The 19,393-nt window shown below is 71.1% G+C and carries 19 protein-coding genes; 9 read left to right on the top strand and 10 right to left on the bottom strand.

The features are described from left to right. The first annotated feature begins 177 nt into the window (after nucleotides 1–177). The 3 genes from BLS95_RS31660 to crcB are packed head-to-tail and all read left to right on the top strand — an operon-like array spanning nucleotide 178 to nucleotide 1,384. Entirely contained in the window at nucleotides 178–672 is a 495-nt protein-coding gene (locus tag BLS95_RS31660) for a fluoride efflux transporter FluC (RefSeq protein WP_090939625.1), read from the top strand. Further along, nucleotides 669–1,025 carry a DUF190 domain-containing protein gene (locus BLS95_RS31655; RefSeq protein ID WP_090939624.1) on the top strand — a complete coding sequence of 119 codons (357 nt, stop codon included), beginning with the start codon at nucleotides 669–671 and terminating at the stop codon, nucleotides 1,023–1,025. The genes BLS95_RS31660 and BLS95_RS31655 overlap by 4 nt, the downstream gene beginning before the upstream one ends. Next, nucleotides 1,022–1,384: a fluoride efflux transporter CrcB gene (gene crcB / locus BLS95_RS31650; RefSeq protein WP_090939621.1), complete on the top strand. Its 363-nt coding sequence runs from the start codon at nucleotides 1,022–1,024 to the stop codon at nucleotides 1,382–1,384. Before BLS95_RS31655 ends, crcB begins: the two co-directional genes overlap by 4 nt. A 97-nt stretch (nucleotides 1,385–1,481) precedes the next feature. Here the strand turns inward: crcB and BLS95_RS31645 are convergent, their stop codons facing one another. Then, nucleotides 1,482–2,993 (bottom strand): carboxylesterase/lipase family protein, encoded by a 1,512-nt coding sequence (locus tag BLS95_RS31645; RefSeq protein WP_090939618.1) that lies wholly within the window; start codon nucleotides 2,991–2,993, stop codon nucleotides 1,482–1,484. Between the two features lie 134 nt (nucleotides 2,994–3,127). Next, entirely contained in the window at nucleotides 3,128–4,558 is a 1,431-nt protein-coding gene (locus BLS95_RS31640) for a hypothetical protein (protein WP_090939615.1), read from the bottom strand. A 74-nt stretch (nucleotides 4,559–4,632) separates the two neighbouring features. On the opposite strand from BLS95_RS31640, the gene BLS95_RS31635 reads away from it, so the two are divergent. Continuing rightward, nucleotides 4,633–5,256 (top strand): SRPBCC family protein, encoded by a 624-nt coding sequence (locus BLS95_RS31635; RefSeq protein ID WP_090939611.1) that lies wholly within the window; start codon nucleotides 4,633–4,635, stop codon nucleotides 5,254–5,256. Between the two features lie 42 nt (nucleotides 5,257–5,298). Here the strand turns inward: BLS95_RS31635 and BLS95_RS31630 are convergent, their stop codons facing one another. Next, on the bottom strand, nucleotides 5,299–5,865 hold the full coding sequence (locus BLS95_RS31630) for a GNAT family N-acetyltransferase (RefSeq protein WP_090939608.1): 567 nt from the start codon (nucleotides 5,863–5,865) through the stop codon (nucleotides 5,299–5,301). A 77-nt stretch (nucleotides 5,866–5,942) separates the two neighbouring features. Beyond that, entirely contained in the window at nucleotides 5,943–6,500 is a 558-nt protein-coding gene (locus BLS95_RS55960; protein ID WP_090939605.1) for a hypothetical protein, read from the bottom strand. A 550-nt stretch (nucleotides 6,501–7,050) separates the two neighbouring features. Here BLS95_RS55960 and BLS95_RS31620 point away from each other — a divergent pair. After that, nucleotides 7,051–7,842, top strand: a complete 792-nt coding sequence (locus BLS95_RS31620; protein ID WP_090939602.1) for a class I SAM-dependent methyltransferase — start codon at nucleotides 7,051–7,053, stop codon at nucleotides 7,840–7,842. A 7-nt stretch (nucleotides 7,843–7,849) separates the two neighbouring features. On the opposite strand, the gene BLS95_RS31615 is transcribed toward BLS95_RS31620, so the two are convergent. Further along, nucleotides 7,850–8,932: an aldo/keto reductase gene (locus tag BLS95_RS31615; RefSeq protein WP_090939599.1), complete on the bottom strand. Its 1,083-nt coding sequence runs from the start codon at nucleotides 8,930–8,932 to the stop codon at nucleotides 7,850–7,852. Between the two features lie 152 nt (nucleotides 8,933–9,084). On the opposite strand from BLS95_RS31615, the gene BLS95_RS31610 reads away from it, so the two are divergent. Then, complete coding sequence (locus BLS95_RS31610; protein ID WP_090939596.1) at nucleotides 9,085–10,002, top strand: AraC family transcriptional regulator; 918 nt, start codon at nucleotides 9,085–9,087, stop codon at nucleotides 10,000–10,002. 51 nt (nucleotides 10,003–10,053) lie between these two features. Here BLS95_RS31610 and BLS95_RS31605 read toward each other — a convergent pair whose 3' ends face one another. From BLS95_RS31605 to BLS95_RS31585, 5 genes are all read right to left on the bottom strand, one after another. After that, nucleotides 10,054–12,078: an ABC transporter ATP-binding protein gene (locus BLS95_RS31605; RefSeq protein ID WP_090939593.1), complete on the bottom strand. Its 2,025-nt coding sequence runs from the start codon at nucleotides 12,076–12,078 to the stop codon at nucleotides 10,054–10,056. Beyond that, nucleotides 12,075–12,989, bottom strand: coding sequence for an ABC transporter permease (locus BLS95_RS31600; protein WP_090939590.1), 915 nt, complete (start codon nucleotides 12,987–12,989; stop codon nucleotides 12,075–12,077). The genes BLS95_RS31605 and BLS95_RS31600 overlap by 4 nt, the downstream gene beginning before the upstream one ends. After that, nucleotides 12,982–13,962: an ABC transporter permease gene (locus tag BLS95_RS31595; protein ID WP_090939805.1), complete on the bottom strand. Its 981-nt coding sequence runs from the start codon at nucleotides 13,960–13,962 to the stop codon at nucleotides 12,982–12,984. The genes BLS95_RS31600 and BLS95_RS31595 overlap by 8 nt, the downstream gene beginning before the upstream one ends. A 2-nt stretch (nucleotides 13,963–13,964) precedes the next feature. Next, complete coding sequence (locus BLS95_RS31590; protein ID WP_176993475.1) at nucleotides 13,965–15,689, bottom strand: ABC transporter family substrate-binding protein; 1,725 nt, start codon at nucleotides 15,687–15,689, stop codon at nucleotides 13,965–13,967. A gap of 150 nt (nucleotides 15,690–15,839) precedes the next feature. After that, nucleotides 15,840–17,039 (bottom strand): MFS transporter, encoded by a 1,200-nt coding sequence (locus BLS95_RS31585; protein ID WP_143043938.1) that lies wholly within the window; start codon nucleotides 17,037–17,039, stop codon nucleotides 15,840–15,842. A gap of 45 nt (nucleotides 17,040–17,084) precedes the next feature. On the opposite strand from BLS95_RS31585, the gene BLS95_RS31580 reads away from it, so the two are divergent. The 3 genes from BLS95_RS31580 (at nucleotide 17,085) to BLS95_RS31570 (ending at nucleotide 19,312) form a co-directional block, all read left to right on the top strand. Continuing rightward, nucleotides 17,085–17,582 carry a CGNR zinc finger domain-containing protein gene (locus tag BLS95_RS31580; protein WP_090939579.1) on the top strand — a complete coding sequence of 166 codons (498 nt, stop codon included), beginning with the start codon at nucleotides 17,085–17,087 and terminating at the stop codon, nucleotides 17,580–17,582. A gap of 79 nt (nucleotides 17,583–17,661) precedes the next feature. Continuing rightward, nucleotides 17,662–18,543, top strand: a complete 882-nt coding sequence (locus tag BLS95_RS31575) for a sigma-70 family RNA polymerase sigma factor (protein ID WP_218136082.1) — start codon at nucleotides 17,662–17,664, stop codon at nucleotides 18,541–18,543. 220 nt (nucleotides 18,544–18,763) lie between these two features. Further along, entirely contained in the window at nucleotides 18,764–19,312 is a 549-nt protein-coding gene (locus tag BLS95_RS31570) for a dihydrofolate reductase family protein (RefSeq protein ID WP_090939572.1), read from the top strand. Nucleotides 19,313–19,393 lie beyond the last annotated feature (81 nt).

Genomic DNA, 19,393 nt, shown 5'->3' with positions numbered 1-19,393 from the left:
CGGTGTGACGGCCCAGGGCCCGGCGCTGCCGGTACAGTGGACGAGGAGGATCTCGACCGGAAGGTGAGGTTCGCGGCGGTGGGGCCCGCCGCCCCGATCGGCACGGGGAAACCGCGGTGAGCGCCGCCAACGGTCCCTGCCAGGAGAAGCGCGTGTCGTTCTGGTAGGGAGAGCTGTATGCACGAGCCTGTTACGCCCGTCGACTCCGACGTCGACGTTCATGTCCCGGGCATGCGCGAGGAGCTGCGGCCGCACGCCTGGCCGGTGCTGGCGGCCATCTCCGCGGGAGGCGTGCTGGGCGCGCTGGCGCGCTACGGGATCTCTTCCTCGCTGCCGCACGGCCCGACCGGCTTCCCGTGGTCCACGTTCCTGGTCAACGTGTCGGGCTGCCTGCTGATCGGCGTGCTCATGACCCTCGTCGACCAGGTGTGGACGGGGCGCCGGCTGCTGCGCCCGTTCTGGGGAGTGGGGGTGCTGGGCGGCTACACCACCTTCTCCACGTACATCCTCGACATCCACCAGGCGATGCGGGCCGGCGCGCCCGGCGTGGCCCTGGCCTACCTGGCCGCGACGCTGGTCGCCGCCCTGCCGGCGGTGTGGGCGGGCACCACCATCACCCGTCAGGCGCTGGCGCTCGCCCGGCGCCGGAGCGAACGCGGGAGGCAACGGTGAAACTGCACGGACCCGCGCTGCGGCTGACCGTCTTCATCGGAGACACCGACACCTGGCACCACAAGCCGCTCCACCACGAGATCGTGCGCCGGGCGCACGCGGCCGGGCTGGCCGGCGCGAGCGTGTTCCGCGGCATGGAGGGGTACGGCGCCTCCAACCGCGTCCACACCACGCGCATCCTGTCACTGTCGGAGGACCTGCCCGTGGCCGTCGTCATCGTGGACACCGAGGAGCAAATCCGCGGCTTCCTGCCCCAGCTGGACGAGCTGATCGGCGAAGGGCTGGTCATCCTCGACGAGGTCGAAGTGATCCGCTACGCGGGCCGTACGCCCGGGTCGGCGGGCGGCCGATGACGATCCTGCTGGTGGCCCTCGGGGCGGCGATCGGCGCGCCGCTGCGTTATCTGACCGATCGGCTGGTGCAGGCCCGGCACGACTCGGTGTTCCCCTGGGGCACCCTGGTCGTCAACCTGACCGGGTCGTTCGTGCTGGGCCTGCTGGTGGGCCTGCCCGCCGACGCGACCTGGTCGGTGCTGCTCGGCACCGGGTTCTGCGGCACGCTGACCACGTACTCCACGTTCAGCTACGAGACGTTGCGGCTGGCCCAGAACGGCTCGGGCTTCTACGCGCTGGCCAACGTCGTCGCCGGCGTGGTGGCCGGGCTCGGCGCCGGCCTGGTGGGACTGCTGGTGGCCCAGGCCGTGACCGGCTGACCAGCCTGCCGGCGGTCATGGCCGGGGTGTGGATCCTCCGGCGCTTTGCCTCCGGCCTGCGGGGACGCAGGCCCCCTCACCCTCCGATACGCCGGGGCTAGGACGGGACAGCGGCCAGGGTGAGCGGGTCGAAGGTGTGCCCGGCCCACAACCGCCGGGAGGTTTCCTCCGGGTATGCCGCTATGGCTGGTTCGGTGTCGATGATCCAGGTATGACCGCCAGCTGGCTCGTAGGCCGGCCATCCCGGATCGCCCGTCGCGGCGAAAGCCGTCCATGCGGCGCGGACCCGTGCCGACAGCTCGGCCACCTGCGCAGTCGGCTCCCCGCCGATCAGCAGCCCTGCCGCTCCGGCCGTGAGGTTGCCGAAGGTCAGCGGCAGGCCGAGCCCGTGACACGCGCCGAGGACATCGCCGCCCATGCCGGGGGCCGCCCACGTCAGCTCGTACAGATGGGCCCGGCCGCCCGCCTGGTGGGTGGCCTCGGCCAGCCGCAGGGAAGGCATGCGGAAGAGCCAGTCGGAGTGCACCAACTCGTACAGCCGCTCCGCGCCGATCCCCGGGTGGGCGGCGCGGTAGGCGTCCGGGTCCGGGGCGAGCACCCGCAGCGCCGCGCTCGCGCGGTCGGGGGTGATCTGGCCGGTTTCGCCCTTGAGCATCATGAACAGCCGGTATTCGTCGCGTGTGTGGCCCACGACCAGCTCGACGTCCCGCCCGGCCCCGTCCGCCAGTGCCCGCCACGGCACCGCGGGCAGGACCTCGCCGTCCACGACCGGCGCGAACGGCGTCTGGACGTGTGCCGCCCGGCCCCACCGCGGGCAGCCGCCCATCGCGTCGGCCACCGCGTCCGCGGCGTCGTTCAGCTGCTCCGGCGAGCGGCGGGCCAGCTCGCTCGCGGACGGCGGCAGGCCCAGCCGGCCGGCGACGGCGCCTGCGAGGTCGGCGGCCAGCTCCGGAGTGAAGAACAGGCCCGGCACGCTCTGCGCGATCGCCCTGCGGAACAGGCCGGCGGCGCGGGGCATCGTCATCAGCGCCGCGATGCTCCCGGCTCCCGCGGACTCGCCGAAGAGGGTGACCCGGTCCGGGTCCCCGCCGAAGGCCGCGATGTCGTCGCGTATCCAGCGGAGCGCGGCCACCTGGTCCAGCAGCCCGCGGTTGGCCGGCGCCCCCTCGAAGTGCCCGAACCCCTCCGCGGAGACGCGGTAGTTGAAGGTGACCACGACGACGCCGTCCCTGGCCAGCACGCCGCCGTCGAACAGCGGGTCTCCGGACCACCCGTACATGTATCCCCCGCCCTGGATCCACACCATCACCGACAGCCCTGCGGCGCCCGGGGCGGGAGTCCAGACGTTGGCGGTCAGCCAGTCGCCGTCCGAGCCGGTTCCCGGCGAGGTGCCCAGCAGGTTGGACTGTGGTGGTGGCGGACCGAACGCGCCGCCCTCGCGTACCCCGTCCCACGGCTCGGCGGGCTCCGGCGCGGCCAGCCGCAGGTCACCGACCGGCGGGCGGGCGAAAGGCACGCCGCGGAAGACGGCCACGCCATCCTCCATCCGGCCGCGCAGCCTCCCCGCCGTGACACGGACCTCGGGACCGACGGACTCGATGACGCTCATGGCAGGCGCTCCTCCTGTGGGACCCCTCCGGCGGCAAGCCAGGCGCCGCGATTATCATCCGGGCGGTCCACGCGCCGCACCTCATTAACGGCCGGGTACGCCCGGGCGGGGCAGTCAGGGCAAGTGGCGGGCTGCTACGGATGGGGCCACAGGCCGGAGAACTCCCGTTCCAGCGCGTTCAGGTTACGCGGGAGCCGCGTCAGTCGCTCCACGAAGGCGAACCTGCGCCGCCCGAACCGGTGCCGCAGCCGCCCGGACGCCAGTGCGACCCCCGGGACGAGGGCACCCAGCAGGGGCGAGCCGACGCTGACGAGTTCTTTGGCGACGTCGGTCATCACGGTGCCGGCGGAGCTCCGCGGAGAGCGCTCCGCCAGTCCGGCGTCGAACGTCACCCCGTACGCGGTGAGTTCCGCGCAGGCCCGGACCACGTCCTCGCGCCTGCCCTCGGCGATCGCCTCGTCCACGTTCCTGGCGTAGCGGCGGAACCTGCGTGCCTCCCGGCTGTCGCGGGTGTCCATGGTGATCTGGAGGACCTCCTCGCGGGTGCGGGCGCGGCTGAGCACGTGTTTGAGGACCAGCGGGATGCGCACCCGGAACGCCGGGCTCCCCAGGAACGCGTTGACCTGCTCGTCCTTGGCCTGCTCCGCCTGCCCGACCAGATCCACGACGCGTTCGGCGAAACCGCGCCGGGGCCCGTCCAGCCGCGAGACCAGCTCACCGCGCACCGCGTCCGCGCTGTAGGGGCAGCCGAGGAGGTCGGCGAACAGCAGGTAGACGTGCGTGCGGTAGACGAGGTGCGCGGCGAAGTGCTCCCCGGTGTCCTGTTCGGGGAAGCTCTCGCCGTCCCTGTACGCGTAGACGTCCCAGTGCCTGTTACGCGGCGACGTTCCCGCGAGCTCCGGATCCACGGTGTCGAGCGCGGCCTTCGTCGGCCCCAGCGTGCCGAGCGAGAAGTCACTGTAGTAGTGATCGTCCCGGTCCACGAGATCGTAGAGTTTGTGCGGTGAGAGCATCGCCGCCCGCGGCGTGATGGCCGCCAGCCGACCGGCGACCTTCCGCTGGTCCAGCGGGGCGTCCAGGAGTTGCTCGACTCCCGGAACGGTCACCTCCAGGCCCTCCAGGGCCGGGCCCTTCGCCACCGCGAGCACCGAGAAGATCTCAGCCCAGGACAGATGCCCGTCGATCTCCTCGACCACCTCCCCGGCGCCCTTCCACAGGGGCTGCTCGATCCAGCTCCCGTCAGGCCCTCGCGTGAAACGCTCCGACCGGCTTCCTTCGGGGCCGGTGAGCACGTGGTCATAGAGCACGGCCGCGTTCACGAACTCGGCCACAGCCGGCAGAGTGAGCCGGGGCGGCTTCGCATTCCCGCCGAAGTAGCCCCAGGCATAGTCCACGGACGCGCGGTCGAGCAGGATGCTGGAGACCCCGAGGGGCGCCCGGTCCTGCTCCGCGGCCTCCGCCAGCAGTCGTGCCGCCTGATCAGGATCGCCGAACATGCGGGTGAAGCGGCGCTTGTTAACTTCGTCCCGACTCTGGATGGTGAAGGGGTCCAGCTCATCGCCCATAGGTCAAGAATGCCTCCCGGAGGTGCCGCCCGCCGGGCGTTAGCCCCCGGCGTACGCGGGCAGTGGCACGCCCTATGACCACCATCGAACATTCAGAAGAGGTCGAGGTTCCCATCAGGGTGGCCTACGACCAGTGGACGCAGTTCGAGAGCTACCCCGAGTTCATGGAGGGTGTGGAGTCGGTCAAGCAGCTCGGTGACACGCGCACGGCCTGGGTGGTGGAGATCGCCGGGGTGCGGCGCGAGTTCGAGGCCGAGATCACCGAGCAGCACCCGGACGACCGCATCGCCTGGCGTTCGACCGGCAAGCCGCACCAGGCGGGCGTGGTGACCTTCCAGCGGCTCGGCGACTCCGCCACCAAGGTCACGCTGCGGATGGAGTACGACCCCGAGGGCTTCGTCGAGACCGCGGGCGACTGGCTGCAGCTCGTCCGCATGCGGGTCGTCAACGACATGAAGCGGTTCAGGGCGTTCATCGAGGCGCACGGGCGCCAGACCGGCGGGTGGCGCGGCGACGTGCCCGGCCCGCACGAGCCCGGCTCCACGTACGGCGGGCCCGGCTCCACGTACGGTGAGCCCGGGCCGGTCCCGCCCGGCACGGTCGGCGGCGACAACGCGCCTCCCGGCGGGACGCTTCCTCCTCCCGGTCCGGTGCCTCCGCGCGACCTGCCTCCGGAGGGCCCGCGCCCCGTCCTGTGACGTGGCCGGGCAGCCCGAACGGGCCGGGCGACGCCGCTCGCCTCACCCCGGATCGATCACCCTGCTCACGATCCACGCGTGCTTGCCGAGCTGCCGGCCGCGGGTGAATCCGTACTGTTCGAAGAGCTCGACGGTCGCGCTGAACAGGAAGCGGGCCGGCGCCTCGCGGTCGGCGGTCGCCTCGGAGATGGCCTCGACGAGTCCGCCCCCGGCCTGGGCGATCTGGTCGAGCGCGCCTTCGAGGGCCGCCCGGGCGACGCCCTGGCCGCGATGCCGTTTGTCGACGTAGAAGCAGGTGATCCGCCAGTCCGGGCGGGGCGGCGCGTCCTTGTGGTAGGCGCGCCGGTGCTTGATGCCGGGGAGCTCGTCGGGGCTGCCGTACTGGCACCATCCCTGCGCGGTGCCGTGCTCGTCGAGGACGAGCGCGGCATGGGCGCGATCCGTACGGACCCGGTCCTCCTTGATCGCGCGACGGCCCGGTCCCCGCTGGTTGCCCTCCGGATGGAAGCCGACGCACCAGCACCCGCCGAAGATCCCGTTGTTGCGCTCGAGGAGCTCGGCGAACGCGGCCCACGTGGCGGCGTCCAGCGGCCGGACGGTGTACGACATGAGGGATCCTTCGCTCTCGCCGTCGTCCAGGACGGCATCAAGCGTATGCCGCGCAGCCGGATGCCGGAGCTGCGCGCTCAGAGGCTCAGCACCACGAGGCCGACACCGAGGGCCAGGTCGAGGACCATGCAGAACTCGGCCATCGACCGCGCCACGACCTGCTTGGCCCGCCAGACCAGCACGTCCTGCACGGCGTGACCGATCAACGCCGCCGCGGCCAGGAGACCGCCGGCCTGCGGCGACAGGGTGAGCGCCAGCAGTGCCGCCCCGCCGAACACCAGCATGGCCGGCACCTGCGCCGCCGTCAGCGCCGGCCGGCGTAGCAACCCGCCGGCCAGCCCGAGGACGACGACACAGATCGCCGCACCCACCAGGCCGGGCCACGGGTCGATCCCAAGCCGCTCCAGCACCCCCCACCCCACGACGCTGACGACGAACAGGACCCACACCGCACCGGGCCTATCGAGCACCGCCGTACCGAGGTAGATGAGCGCCGCCAGGAACACGACGAATCCCAGACGGCGACCATCCGCCACGTCCAGCAGGTTGAATGCGGCGAACCCCAGCCCGAGCAGCGTAGGCCAGCGGCGGGCGACGGCCGGCAGCACACCGGCCGACTCGGACAGTAGCGTCATGATCCGAGCGTCGCCAGTTCCACCCGACGCCGTAAGGACTCCCCCGGCCCAGGTCCGGAATCTTGGCCAACTGGTCCACATTCCTCCGCTGAACGATGCTCAGGCGGAGAAGATCCGCGTTCGCGATGCGTCGGCGGCCCCCTGCTGATCTACTGGGAGCCGATCAGAACAGGTCGTGGCACGGGGTCGTGTCACCTGCCAAGGGGGGCAGCATCCGTGTTGTCGAAGCTTTGCCGATCCGCCATGTTCGCCGCGCTGTTGCTGGTCCTGCCGGGGGTGTTCACCGGCCCGGCGTCGGTGAGCGAGTGATCGGCGTCGTCGCCGGTGGCAGAGACGTCTGTGATGGTGACCGCGGCCCGGAACCTCTGCCCCTCGCCCCGGCAGGTCCGGGACGAGGGCCTCGGCGGGCCTTCCGGTCAGCTGACCGGGCGGCCACGTGGCGCAGGGCGGGGGCGCTGGACGTGCCCTGCTTCGGCGGTCATGAACCCGTCCTGCTGGTAGCCGTCACAGTGGCCCCGGTCCCGTGGTGACGGACCGGGGCGCTGAGCGGGTGCTTCGGCACTACGCGCTGAACGACGAGGCCGGCCGGCTCTGGACCACCGCTCGTGGCGCGCTGACCCGGCTACGCACCTGGGACATCTTCTCGCGGTTCCTTCCCGGCGGCGGACGGGTCGCCGACGTCGGAGGTGGTCCGGGCACGCACGCATCGCATCTGGCGGGGCTCGGCTACGAGGTGACCCTGGTCGATCCGGTGCCCAAGCACATCGAACAAGCCTCCGCCGCTGCCGATCACGGTGCCGGGTTCGCGTGCCTGCTCGGAGACGCTCGCCGCCTTCCGCTGCCTGACGCGAGTTTCGACGTGGTGCTGCTGATGGGGCCGCTCTATCACCTTGCCGATGCCGCCGACAGGCAGGTGGCGCTGCGGGAGGCGTACCGGGTGCTGCGGCCCGGGGGGCGGTTACTGGCCGAAGTCATCAGCCGCTACGCGTGGATCATCGACGCCACCGCCCAAGGTTTGCTCGGCCAGGAAGGTGTCTGGGACACGTTCGATCTGAATCTGCGCACCGGACACAGCAATACGCCGGACCGGCCCGATGAGGTCTTCTGGGCGTATTTCCATCGCGTCGAGGAAGTGGGGCCCGAGGTGGAGCGGGCCGGGTTCAGTAACGAACGCCTCCTCGCCGTGGAGGGGTTCGCGGGCTCGGTGGGCAATCTCGCGGAACTGCTGCGGGAGCCTGAGCAGTTGATGCGCGTGATCCGGCTGACCGAAGGTGAGCCGTCCATGCTGGGCATCAGCGCTCACCTGATGGCGGTCGCGTCGAAACCCGGTCCTCCACGGTGAAAACACGTCAGTAGCGGACGGTGCTCTGGAGGAGTGGGGGATAGACGGTGGATGGTTCGCCGTCCACCGTGGTCCCGGCGAACTGGAGCATCGCGCGCAGCTCGCCGTGCATCGGGGCCGGGTAGTTCAGGGACGGGGCCGACACCTCGTCCAGTGCGCGCAGGTGGTCCGGGGTGAGGGTCACGTCCAGGGCGGTGAGGTTGTCGTGGAGGTGCGCCACCCGCCTGGCGCCCAGGATGGGTACGACGGTGCCCGGACGTGTACGCAGCCAGGCCAGCGCCACCGCCGCCGACGTGGCCCCGAGGTCGGCGGCGATTTCGGCGACCGCGTCGATGACCGGGTACTCGTGCCGGCCGGGACCGCCGACGAAGGCCGTACGGGCGGAGTCGGCGACCTGGGTGCCGCGACGATACTTGCCCGACAGGAACCCGTTCTTCAGCGGGCTCCACGGAACCAGCGCCATGCCCTGGTCGAGCGCGAGGGGCGCGAGTTCGCCCTCCACCGTGCGGGCCAGCAGCGAGTACTCGACCTGGAGCGCGATCAGCGGCGTCCAGCCCCGCAGCAGCGCCATGGTCTGGGCCTGGGCGGTGACCCAGCCGGGGGTGTTGGAGAACCCGATGTAGCGGATCTTTCCGGCGCGGACGAGGTCGTCGAGGGTGCGCATCGTCTCCTCGATCGGGGTGTTCCGGTCCCAGTTGTGCAGCCAGTACAGGTCCAGGTAGTCGGTACGCAGCCGGCGCAGCGTCTCGTCGAGCTGGCCGATGATCGACGAGCGGCCCGCGCCACCTCCGTTGGGGTCGCCGGGGAACAGGTTGGCGAAGAACTTCGACGCCAGCACCACCCGCCCGCGCCGGCCGGGTCGGGCGGCGAACCAGTCCCCGAGGATCTTCTCGGAGTGGCCGTTGGTGTAGAAGTTGGCGGTGTCGATGAAGTTCCCGCCCAGGTCGAGGTAGGTCGCCAGGATCTTCTCCGACTCCTCGACGCTGGTCCCGGCGGCCCCCGGCTCCTCCCCGAAGGTCATGGCGCCGAGCGCGAACGGGCTGACCCGCAGCCCCGACCGGCCGAGAGTGACGTAGTGATCGAGCGGCATGATCCGCCTCCTGTGTGTCGTATCGGTTCCCCTATGGAATCTCGATCCGCCTGGTAGGCGGTAGATCGATCCGCTCCCGCTCTTGCACGATCCTGCCGAACTTGCCTGGATCGGGCTTGCCCCGGCCGTTCCCCGCATGCTTTCGTGAACCTGTGCGCGCCCCCTACGACCACCTGGCCGAGCTCCGCGACCTGATCGACGCCCATGCCACAGCCGACCTGCGGACCCCGATCGGCACGCTGCTGCTGTCCAGGACGGAGACGTCGGAGCCCGACTACTCCCTGACCGAACCGCTGCTGGTCGTCATGGCCCAGGGCGGCAAGCGGCTGCTGCTCGGCGACCGGGTCTACGAGTACGGGGCGGGTCAGTGCCTCCTGGTCACCGCCGACCTGCCCGTCACCGGCCACTTCGTCGGCGCCACCCCACGGACCCCGGCGCTGGGCATGGGGCTGGTGCTGCGCCCGGCCGCCATCGCCCCGCTGCTGCTGGAGGCCCCGGCCGGGCAGTGGACGCGCACCACGGCCGGGCTGCCCGCGATCATGACCGGTGAGGCAGGGCCCGACCTGCTCGACGCCGCGATCCGGCTGGTGCGGCTGGTCGGCCACCCCGCGGACGCGCGCGTGCTCGCCCCGCTGGTCGAGCGGGAGATCCTGTGGCGGCTGCTCACCGGCCCGTACGGCGGCATGCTCCGCCAGATCGGGCTGGTCGACAGCAGCCTGACCCACGTCAACCGGGCGATCGGCTGGATCCGCGGCAACTACGCCGAGCCGCTGCGGATCGAGGACCTCGCCCGGCTGGCCGGGATGAGCCCGTCCGCGTTCCACCGCCATTTCCGCGTGGTCACCGGGATGAGCCCGCTGCAGTTCCAGAAGCGCATCCGGCTGCAGGAGGCCCGGGCGCTGCTGGTCGCCCGGTCCGACGACGTCGCGGGCGTCGGGCATCTCGTCGGCTACGACAGCCCGTCACAGTTCAACCGTGAATACCGGCGCCTGTTCGGTGCCCCGCCCGGCCAGGACGCGGCACGCCTCCGCGCCGCCGCCGCTCCCTCGGGCCTGCGCCACCTCCCCTGACGTCCGGCCCGCACCGGGCGACCGCGACACGAAGCCGGCCTGCCGCGTGAGCTACAGCAGCGTGGCCTCCTCCGCGTAGTGGCAGGCGACCGGCGCCCCCTCGGCGCCCGGGGCGCCGCGCCGTTCCAGGATGGGCTCCTCCTCCACGCAGCGGGCGCGCTCGTCCTGGCTCAGCCGCAGGGCGAAGGTCGGACAGCGGGTACGGAAGCGGCACCCGCTGGGCGGCGCCGAAGGACTGGGCACGTCCCCGGTCAGCAGGATGCGCGGGCGGCTGCGTTCCTTGTCGGGGTCGGGGATGGGGATGGCCGAGATCAGCGCCTGTGTGTAGGGGTGGGCCGGGCGGGAGAAGAGCTGCTCGGCCGGGGCCACCTCGACGATCTTGCCGAGGTACATGACCGCCACCCGGTGGGCGATGTGCCTGACCACGGACAGGTCGTGCGAGACGAACAGGTAGCCCAGCCCGAGCTCCTCCTGCAGATCCTTCAGCAGGTTGAGCACGCCGGCCTGGATCGACACGTCCAGCGCGGAGACCGGCTCGTCGAGCACCAGCAGCCGCGGCTTGAGCGCCAGCGCCCGGGCCACGCCGATGCGCTGGCGCTGGCCGCCGGAGAACTCGTGCGGATACCGGTTGCCGTGCTCGGGATTGAGCCCGACCAGCCGCAGCAGCTCCCTGACGTGGGCGCGGTCGTAGGAGCCGTGGATGCGCAGCGGCTCGGCGACGATCTCGCTGACCGTCATCCGGGGATCGAGCGAGGCGTAGGGGTCCTGGAAGATGATCTGCAGGTCCCGGCGCAGCGGCCGCATGTCCGAGCGGCTGAGCGTGGCCAGGTCGCGGTCGCCGTACAGCACCTGGCCGGAGGTGGGTTTGACCAGGTTCAGCAGCGCCCGGGCCGTGGTGGTCTTGCCGCAGCCGGACTCGCCGACCAGGCCGAGCGTCTCGCCCTGCCGTACCTCGAAGGAGACCCCGCACACGGCGTGCACGGTGCCGACCTGCTTGCGAAGCACCCCGCGCGAGCGCAGCGGGAAGTGCTTGACCAGCTCGCGGACCCGCAGGATCGGCTCGCCGACGGTGGGCAGCGGCCGCTCCTCCTCCGGCGGGTAGACGGTCCCGCCGGTCAGTGTCTCGGCGAAGTGGCAGGCCGCCCGCTGCCCGGCGGGCGAGACCACGCGCAGCTCCGGCTCCTGCTCGCAGGCGGTCTCCGCGAGCGGGCAACGCGGCGCGAACGGGCATCCGGCGCCCAGGCTGAGCAGCGACGGCGGCGCCCCGGCGATGGGGGTCAGCCGCCGCTGCGGCCGGTCCAGCCGCGGCACCCCGGCCAGCAACCCCATGGTGTACGGCATGCGCGGCCGGTAGAACACCTCCCGCGCCGACCCGGTCTCCACCAGCCGGCCCGCGTACATGACCGCGACCCGGTCGGTGTGCCCGGCCACCACGCCCAGGTCGTGGGTGATGAGGATCAGCGCGGCCCCGGTCTCCTGCCTGGCCCGCTCCAGCGCGGCCAGGATCTGCGCCTGGACGGTCACGTCGAGGGCGGTGGTGGGCTCGTCGGCGATGATGACGTCGGGGTCGTTGGCCATCGCGATGGCGATGACGACCCGCTGGCGCATGCCGCCGGACAACTCATGCGGGTAGCTGCCGGCCCGCTGCTCGGCGTGCGGGATGCCGACGATCTCCAGCAGCTCGATGGCCCTCTTGCGGGCCTTGGCCTCCCCCACGTCGCGGTGGGCCAGGATCGCCTCGGCGACCTGGTAGCCGACGGTGTAGACGGGGTTGAGCGACGTCATCGGATCCTGAAAGATCATCGCGATGCGGCCGCCGCGCACGTCGCTCATCTCGTCGTCGTTCAGCCCCAGCAGTTGCCTGCCCTCGAACCGGATCTCCCCCTTGACCTGGGCGTTGACCGGGAGCAGGCCCATGATGGCCAGGGAGGTGACCGACTTGCCGGATCCGGACTCGCCCACGATGCCGAGCGACTCGCCCGCGGCCAGCGAGAAGCTCACGCCGCGGACGGCCTGTACGAGCCCGTCATCGGTGGGAAAGCCGACGTGGAGGTCCTCCACCTGGAGCACGGTCATTGGCGCACCCTGGTCTGCTTGGGGTCGAGGGCGTCGCGCAGGCCGTCACCGATGAAGTTGACGCACAGCGCGATGAGGATGATGAACAGGCCGGGGAAGTAGAACAGCCACGGCCGGGTCTGCACGGCCGTGCGTGCCTCGCTGATCAGGATGCCCAGCGAGGTGTCGGGGGGTTGCACGCCGAAGCCGAGGAACGACAGCGCGGTCTCGATGAGGATGCCGGAGGCGACCAGGACCGTGGCCGCCACGATGATCGGGCCGATGGCGTTCGGCACGAGGTGGCGGAAGATGATGCGGGCGTCGGTCGCGCCGAGTGCCCTGGCCGCCTCGACGAACTCGCGTTCCCGCAGGGACAGCACCACCCCGCGTACCACCCGGGCCACGTGCGACCAGACCAGCCCGGCGATGACCAGCGACACCATCCACCAGGCGCCGTCGGAGGAGTTGGCCAGCACGGCGGCCACCGCCAGGATCGGCAGGATGATGACCAGGTCGGCGATGCGCATCAGCACGGCGTCGACCACGCCGCGGAAATAGCCGGCCGCCGCGCCCCAGATCGTGCCGAACGCGGTGGAGACCACCGCGATCAGCAACGAGATCTTCACCGACTGCTGGGTGCCCCGCATGACCAGGGCCAGCAGGTCCTTGCCGTCGCCGGTGGTGCCGAACGGGTGGGTGAGCGAGGGCGGCTGGGAGTTGTCGGGCGTACTGGTGAAGTAGGTGTACTTCCACAGCAGCGGCCCGACGAAGGCGAACAGCACGATCAGGACGAACACCAGCAGGCTGAGCACGGCCAGCCGGTGCCGCAGGAAGCGGCGCAGGACGAGCTGGGTCTGGGTCCGCTCGGTGACCGCGAACGGCTGGTCGGCGAGCGGCAGCGGTGCGCGGACCTGCTGAGGGGGGTCAGTCATAGCGGATCCTCGGGTCGAGCTTGGCGTACAGCAGGTCCGCCAGCAGGTTGAACAGCACCACGGCGACCGAGGCGACCAGCAGCCAGGCCATGACGACGTGCACGTCCCTGGCCCTGATCGCGTCGAGCAGCAGGCGGCCCGCGCCGCGCCACTGGAAGACGGTCTCGGTGACGACCGCCCCGCCGATGATGTTGGCCAGGTCGAGCGCGGTGATCGTGACCAGCGGGATGAGCGCGGTGCGCAGCGCGTGCCTGGTCATGACCTTGCGCCAGCGCAGGCCCTTGGCCCTGGCCAGCCGTACGTAGTCGCTGTTGAGCACCTCCAGCATGGAGGCGCGCTGGTAGCGGCTCCAGGAGGCGAAGTTGATCAGGGCCAGCGCGATCGTGGGCAGGATCAGGTGTCCCAGCCCGTCGACGAAGCTCGCCCAGAAGCCGCCCTCCACCACGACCGAGGACTCGCCGACCGTGTAGAAGACCGTCGTGCCCAGGTTGTTGTTGGCGAAGACCCCGCCCTCCTTCAGCAGCACGGCCAGCCAGAACGAGGGCATGGCCAGGAACAGGAAGCCGAAGAAGGTCGAGGTGTAGTCGATCACGGTGTACTGCCTGACGGCGCTGACCACGCCCACGATCACGGCCAGCACCAGCGCCACCAGCATGGCCAGCAGCACCAGCCGGAAGGTCACCGCGAACCTGGAGAACACCTCCGGGCCGATCTGGAGGTACTCGTCGACCGACGGCCCGAAGTCGCCCCGCAGGATGCCGGACAACCAGAGCCAGTACCTGGTGAGCAGTGGCTGGTCGAGGAACAGCCGCTGTTCCTCGGCCGCGAGGACCTCCGGCGGGGGCGGCGGGTCGAGCAGCCGGAGCCGGTCGACCGGGTTGCCGGTGAGGGAGACGAGGAGGAAGACCACGAACGTGGCCGCGAGGATCACCGGGATCGACGCGGCCACCCTGCGAAGTGCGTACGCGAGCATGATCACTGGGCCAGTAGGCCCCATTCCTTCGCGTTGTAGACAGGTCCGTCACCGGTCGGGTTGTTGCGGACGTTCACCACGTCCTTGTTCACCGCGATCACCGTCGGCTTCTGGTAGATGGGCAGCACCGAATACCCGGCGGCGAACTTCTCCAGCGCCTGGTTGAGCAGGTCGCTGGCGGCGGCCACGTCCGCCGTCTCGACCGCCTTGGCCAGCAGGCCGTCGATCTCCTTGGTGCCCCACCTGGAGTAGTTGCTGGCGCTGTCGGAGGACCAGTTCTGCCTGGCGTTGACGAACGGGAAGATCGTGCCCGTCCAGCCGAAGATGATGACGTCGAAGTCGCCGTTGCCGAGCGTGCCCGACAGGTCGTCGGTGGGCTCCACCTTGAGCGTCACCCCGAGCGGCCTGACCATCTCGGCGAACTGCTCGCAGATCACCTTGCGCACCTCGTTGCCGCCGGTGTAGCGAAGGCGCAGCGGCGCCACCTTCTTGCCGTCCGGCGTGACCAGGCCGTCGGGGTCGACCTTGTATCCGGCCTCGGTCAGCAGGCTCTTGGCCTTCTCGATGTCGCCGCCGCCGGCGCCGGTGGGCGTGATGACGTCCTTGTAGTGCGGCGAGACGCCCTCGAAGAGGTTGTAGTTGTTGAGCGGCTTGATGTCGGGCGCGAGCTGGCCGACGGTCTTGTCGATCAGCGCCTGCCGGTCCACGGCGGTGAACAGCGCCTGGCGCAGGGCCTTGTCCTTGAGGAACTCGTTGGTGGTACGGATGTCGAAGTGCTCCCAGCCGAGCCCGGGACCGATGTAGAAGTTGGAGTTCTGGTCCTGCTTGAGCTGCTGGACCATGTCCACCTGCGGCTGTGGGTAGATGGCGTTGACCTCGCGGTTGGCCAGCGCGGTCGGCAGCTGCGGAACGTCAGTGATGATCTTGAAGATGAGCCGGTCGAGGCTCGGCTTCTCCTTGCCGTACCACCGGGGGTTGGGCACCATGACCAGCGAGTCGCCCTGCTTGTACTCCTGCAGCTTGTACGGCCCGCCGCTCCACGTCGGCACGGTCTTGCTGAAGAACTCCACGGCCTTGACCAGGTTGGCCTCGTTGTCCAGCGGGCCGACGGCCTTCTCGGCGATGTGCGCCGGGTAGATGCGGGACTGCTGCCACAAGGCCTGCCACTCGGCGAACGGCTTGGTGAGCTTGACCGTGACGGTCTTGCCGTCGGGCGAGTCGATGGACTCGATCTGGTTGAAGCCCGCCTGGGTGTAGGGCGTGCACTTGGCGACGTCGCAGTCCTTGCCGTTGGTCACGCGCCACAGGTATTCCAGGTCCTTGACGCTGATGGGCGTGCCATCGTCCCAGACCGCCTCCTTGCGGATCTTGTAGACGATCGTGGTGGGGTCGACGAGTTCGGCCGACTCCATCAGGTCGGTGTTGAGCTGCACCTTGGCGTCCGGGGTCTGGTTGAAGATCCCGGGGTTGAGCACGGCCAGCGCCTGGGCGCTGTAGAGCAGGTTGCCTCCGGCGGAGTCGATATTCCAGTTGGTCCACTGCTGTTCGAGGGCGTAGACGAGTTGGCCGCCCTGACGGCGTTGGCCGCCGTTGCAGGTGGCCGGCGCCTTGGGACACTCGGCGAAGCCGGCGCTCGTGGCGGTCTGTCCCTGCTGCTGCTGCTCTGTGGTGGGTTGAGTACTCGCACATGCGGTCAGGCCGAGCGCGAGCGCGACAAGGACCGTCAAGCCTCTTCTCATGGGCGTGGCCTTTCAAGCGGCTTTCCCCACAGCATGAAGGCCGAGCTGATCATGTCCATAACAGGGATGTCACTAAATATTGCAATTTTGTGACACCTACCACCTCAACCGTCTACCGCTTGTTCGCCTGCGGCGCGGTCAGCCGCGTTCGACGGCCAGGCCGGTCGGCGGGCGGGCCGCCCGGCGTACGGCTCGCGCCTCGGCCGCGGAGGCGGCGAGCACGATGACGGCGCTGGTCACCACGCACAGGCCGATCGCGGGCTGCGCCCCGAGCCGGTCCACGAGCCAGGCGACGACGAATCCGGCCGTGCCGTACCCGAGGCCCGCCGCCGCGTAGGCGCCGGAGAAGCCGGCCGACCACTGCGACGGGTCGAGCCTGTCCTGGAGGGCGGCCGCCCTGGCGGTGAGCGCGGGGGTCTGGAAGAGCCCGGCCAGCGCGAACAGCGCCACGACCGGAGCGAGCGCCGGGACCAGCGCCGCGGCGCCCAGGGCGAGGAAGGTGCCCATCGCCAGCAGGACGGCCTGCGCGAGCGCGGTGCCCGGCCAGGCCCTGACGCCGAAGAGGAGACCACCGCCGATGCCGGCCAGCGTGTAGGCGGTCAGCACCGGCCCGGCCAGCCCGTCGCCCGCCTTGAAGGCCAGCAGCAACGACGGCAGTGCGAGGCTGACCGCGCCGAAGGCGAACATCTGGGCGGCGTCGAAGGCCAGCGTGGGCCAGCTCCTGCGCCACAGCCCTCCCCCCACCACCTGCGCGGCCGGGCGCGCCGGGTCGCGCAGCCCCCGGGCGGCGACGGCCCCGAGGCCCGCGAGGACGGCCATCAGCGCGATGGGCCAGCGCGCGCCGAACACGACCACGACCGCCACCAGGGCGGGGGCGAGCGTCCACACGGTGGTGCTCACCGCCGACTCCAGGCTGAGCGCGGCCACCCGCCGCTCGGCCGGAACCAGCCGGACCAGGAGCGCCCTGAGTCCGCCGTGCGCGCCGGCCGGCACCGCTCCCCCGGCGGCGGCCAGGACCACCAGGACCGGCACCGGCGGGCTGGGCAGGGCGGCGAGCAGCAGGAAGACCGCCGCCTCCACACCCAGCGCCAGCGCGGCCTCGATGCGGGCGGGCCGGCGGTCGAAGCGCCTGCCCAGCGGACCGGCCGCGGCGGCCTCCGCCAGGGCGTGGACGCCGCCGAGCAGGGCGCCCACGGCGTAGGAGCCGGTGACGGCGTGGCCTAGGTAGACGAGGGCGAGCGGGGCCATGGCCACGGGAAAGCGCTGGCAGACCAGAACGGCCAGCCAGGCGGCCATCCCGGGCGAGCGCAGGATTTTAAGGTAGTGGTTACCGATCATAAGTTTAGACGGTAACGGTAACCGGCTAAGGAGTAAACTGGTTACATGACGGAGAGCGCGGCACCTGGCGAGCTGGAGCGGGTCAGGGAGTTCATCAACACGTGGTGGATCCCCAACGACACGCGGGTCCCCGAAGACCGCCTGACGGCCTCCCCCGAAGTGGTGGCCTTCCGCGACGACCTGCGGGCGGCGCTGGGCCAGGAACGGCCGGGGGCGGTTCAGGCGTGGTTGCGCAGACATCCCCTGCGCGCCGAGGTGTCGCAGGATCCGGGCGAGCCCGCGCTGGTGCTGCGTCCCGAGGGCGAGAGCCCGATCGGCCCGCTGCTGGCCGTGGTGGCGGCCGAGATCGGCACCGGCAGGTGGGCCAGACTGAAGGCGTGCCCGGACTGCCAGTGGGTCTTCTACGATCACAGCCGCAACGCCAGCCGCCGCTGGTGCGCGATGGCCCCGGCCGGGTCCGGCGGCCGGGGATGCGGCAGCATCGCCAAGGTACGCGCCTACCGCCGGCGGCGCGCTCCCGCCGAGACCTCGGACGAGTCCTGACCCGTCGCGCCGTGCGGTGTCACCTTTCCCGGGTCTCATCCGTCAGCGATACGACTCACCTGAGGAAGGGAACGTGACCGTGGCACCCCATGACTTTCTGGCCGACGAGTTCGAGGGCCACCGCCCCCACCTGAAGGCGGTCGCCTACCGCATGCTCGGTTCGCTGGCGGAGGCCGAGGACGCGGTGCAGGAGGCGTGGCTACGGCTGGCCCGCTCGGACGCCGGCGCGATCGGCAACCTCGGCGGCTGGCTGACCACGGTGGTCGGCCGCGTGTGCCTGGACATGCTCCGCGCCAGGAAGGGGCGCGGCGAGGAGCCGCTGGAAGCCCATCTGCCGGACCCGGTGGTCAGCCGTGAGGATCGGGCCGACCCCGAGCAGGAGGTGCTCCTGGCCGACTCGGTGGGGCTGGCGCTGCAGGTCGTGCTGGAATCGCTGGCTCCGGCGGAACGGCTGGCGTTCGTCCTGCATGACATGTTCGGCCTGCCGTTCGAGGAGATCGCGCCCATCGTGGACCGCACGCCCGCGACGGCCAAGAAGCTCGCCAGCCGGGCCCGCCTGCGGGTTCGCGGGGCCGCCCCCGCTTCTGACTCCGATCAGGCCGGTCAGCGCCGGGTGGTGGACGCGTTCCAGGCCGCCGCACGCGACGGCGACTTCGACGCGCTGCTCGCCATCCTCGATCCCGACGTGGTGCTGCGCGCCGACGGCGGCGAGCTCACCGGCGGCCTGCGGATCACCCGAGGCGCCGCTGCCGTGTCCAGGCAGGCCATGGCCTTCCGGCGCGCCGCCGTGGTCGGGCACCGGGTGCTGGTCAACGGCATCGCCGGCCTGGTCAGCACCATGGAGGGCAAGCCGGTCTCCGTGATGAGCTTCACCGTCGCCGAGGGCCGCATCGTCGCGATCGACCTCCTGGCCGACCCCGAGCGCCTCTCCCGCCTCCACCTCACCGACCTGCCCGGCTGACCCGGCCAGGCGACGGCCGGTCGCATCCCCCGAGAACGCCGTTCGGCGGCCGTGACCTGGGGGATCGACCGGCCGTAGCGGGATGTCCGGCCAATGTCCGGGTGATGCCCTGGACGGCGGCATCGCGAGTGAGGACGATTCACCGGTGCGTCCGCCGCCTGCCTCGACGTCCCGGGGCTGATCGGCAGGGACCGAGTCCGCGACCGAAGGAAGAGGCACCGTGCGCAAGATCGTCAATTCCACCTACGTCACCCTCGACGGCGTCATCCAGAACCCGCAGGACTGGCCCTCACTCGGCGGCTTCAGCGATGCCGGCGGACGGATCCAGCTGGAGCTGCTGGAGCGCTGCGACGCGGTGCTGCTGGGCCGGCACACCTACGAGGGGTTCGCCCCGGTGTGGTCCGCCCGTTCCGGTGATCCCCTCAGCGATCGGATGAACGCGCTCCCGAAGTACGTCGTCTCGGCCACGCTCACCGACCCCAAGTGGAACAACACCACCGTCATCGGCCGCGACCCGCTCGACGCCATCCGTGACCTCAAGCAGCGGCCCGGTGCCGACATCGTGCAGTACGGCTTCGGCCGGTTGGCCCACGAGCTCATGACCGCGGGGCTGCTCGACGAGCTGCGCCTGTGGGTGCACCCGTTCTTCGTCGGCACCGGCGGCGACCTGCTCCATCGCGCCGGATCGGGGGCCGTGTTGGAGCTCGCCGACTCCACAAGCCTGGACAGCGGCATCGTCATCCTCACGTACCGGGTCTCGGCTCGCTGAAGGGACCGGCCGGAACCGCGGTTCCTCGATCCCGCCGGCGATCCTGAGGAACACCAGATCCGCCGCACTGCCGGGCCGGTT

Origin of the sequence: Nonomuraea jiangxiensis (assembly GCF_900099965.1) — a bacterium.
Taxonomy (GTDB): Bacteria; Actinomycetota; Actinomycetes; order Streptosporangiales; family Streptosporangiaceae; genus Nonomuraea; species Nonomuraea jiangxiensis.
Note: the sequence above shows the minus strand (reverse complement) of the source record. Positions and strands in the feature narration are given on the sequence as shown.